General features: G+C 68.6%; 1 protein-coding gene. It reads right to left on the bottom strand.

The features are described from left to right. Nucleotides 1-166: 166 nt before the first annotated feature. Complete coding sequence (locus ABD191_RS28615; protein ID WP_344088994.1) at nucleotides 167-1,744, bottom strand: IS1182 family transposase; 1,578 nt, start codon at nucleotides 1,742-1,744, stop codon at nucleotides 167-169. Nucleotides 1,745-1,813: the final 69 nt, after the last annotated feature.

Genomic DNA, 1,813 nt, shown 5'->3' with positions numbered 1-1,813 from the left:
CTAGGAGACCGCTGAACAATCCCGGGTTCTTGGGTGGCGTGGGTGCGCGTGGTGACGGGGAAGGCTTCTCAAGGGCCGTCATGCGGCGGTAGGTCGCAGCGCAAAGCTGGATGACGAGTTTGCCTTCCCCGTCCTGGTCAGGGTTGCCCGGGCGGGGCTGGGTGGGTCAACTCAGTGCCCAGCTTCGGGTCTGGTGGGTGAGGCCGAGGTTGATCAGTCGGCGGAGGTTGAGGGCGGCCATGCGGGTGTGTAGCCACCAGTCGTTGGCGTCGATGCCGTGGTAGCGCAGCTTGCGGCAGCGGCCTTTCGGGCCGATGAGCCAGGCGATGGAGCGTTCGACCATGGGCCGATGTTGGCGGTAGGCGGCGGTCAGGTCGTCTCGGGTCGCCCAGTTACGGCGGGCTTGGCGCAGTAGCGCGTCGTGTGGGTGCAGGTGGAGGATGCGGCCGTCTTTGGCGTTGGTGCAGCGGGCTCGTAGCGGGCAGCCGCGGCAGGCGGCGCCGAAGGTGACCCCGCGGCTGGCGGGGATCGGCCGGGTGATCTGGTTCGGGCAGGTGACCGTGGCGGCGGTCTCGTCGACGGTGAAGTCGTCGATCGTGAACCCGCCGGCGACGGCGGGGCGTACCGGGCCGGGTTTGATGATCGGGGTGTGGCCGGCGTCGGCCAGTGCGGCGAGGGCGTCACCGGTGCCGTAGGCCGAATCGGCGAGTACCTCGAACCCGCCGACGTCGGCGGGGTCGATCAGGTCGTCGTCGAGCAGGGCCAGTCCGACCACGGCCTCGTGGTTGTCCGCGCCGCCGGCTTCGGTGAGTTCCCCGGCGGTGAACAGGCCGGTGTCGGGTTCGATCGCGACGTGGCCTTTGAAGCCGTCCTGACGGTGGTGGACCGTCTTGTGGACGTGGCGGGCCTGCGGGTCGACGGTGGAGATGACCCGCCCCGCGGCGACCCGGCGGGCGATCCGCCAGCGTCCGTCCGTGCCGTCGGAACCTTCGGCGGGTTCGACGTCCTGGCCGGCGACCAACGCCAGCAACGCCAACGCCTGCGCAGCCGGCTCATCGAGCTCGACTCCGTCCAACGCTTCGATGATGGTGTTGGCGTCGTTGACCAGAGCCGAGACCAGCGCGTCGCGGGCGGTCTCGTCGTCCCAGACGATCTGCGGCTTGCCCGCATCGTCCCAGTCATGGGCGTGACAACGCTGCGCGATCACCTCGGCCGCGCCCGGGACCAGACGGCGAACCCGCCGCACCGCGGCGATCAACTGGGTAACCGTGTCCTGCGTGGCGACCGCGTCGTCGAAGACCACCGAGTCCAACGCCCGCCGCGTCCTGCCCGACAGGACCCCGGTGGCCGCGATGACCTCCCGGACCGCCTCGAAGATGCGCTGCGGGCGGTCCGAGGCCCGTAACCGCTGCCGCCACACCGTCAACGTCGTCGGATGGAACCCCTCATGATCGATCGGCAACCCGCAGGCCACCTTCCACCGCAGATCGCACCGCAACGCAGCCATCGCCTCACTGTCGGAAAGGTCCTGCAACGTCTGCAACACCAACACCGACGCGATCACCTCACCCGGCACCGACGGACGGCCCTTCCCGGACGGGAACAGATCAGCGAACATCCCGTCCGGGAACACCCGACCACGATGCTCGGCCAGGAACGCGTACACACTGCCAGCCGGAACGAGGTGCCCTACCAGCGAAGCGGTATCCAGAAGCTCACGATCGGAACCAGAACGACCCTGCACCCACCAATTATCGACCAAACCCGATCAAAGCAGGGTATCGGCACGCCGCATTAATCAGCGGTCTCCTAG

The sequence above is a fragment of the Luedemannella helvata genome, from assembly GCF_039528415.1.
Lineage (GTDB): Bacteria > Actinomycetota > Actinomycetes > Mycobacteriales > Micromonosporaceae > Luedemannella > Luedemannella helvata.
This window is presented reverse-complemented; position numbering and strand designations above follow the sequence as displayed.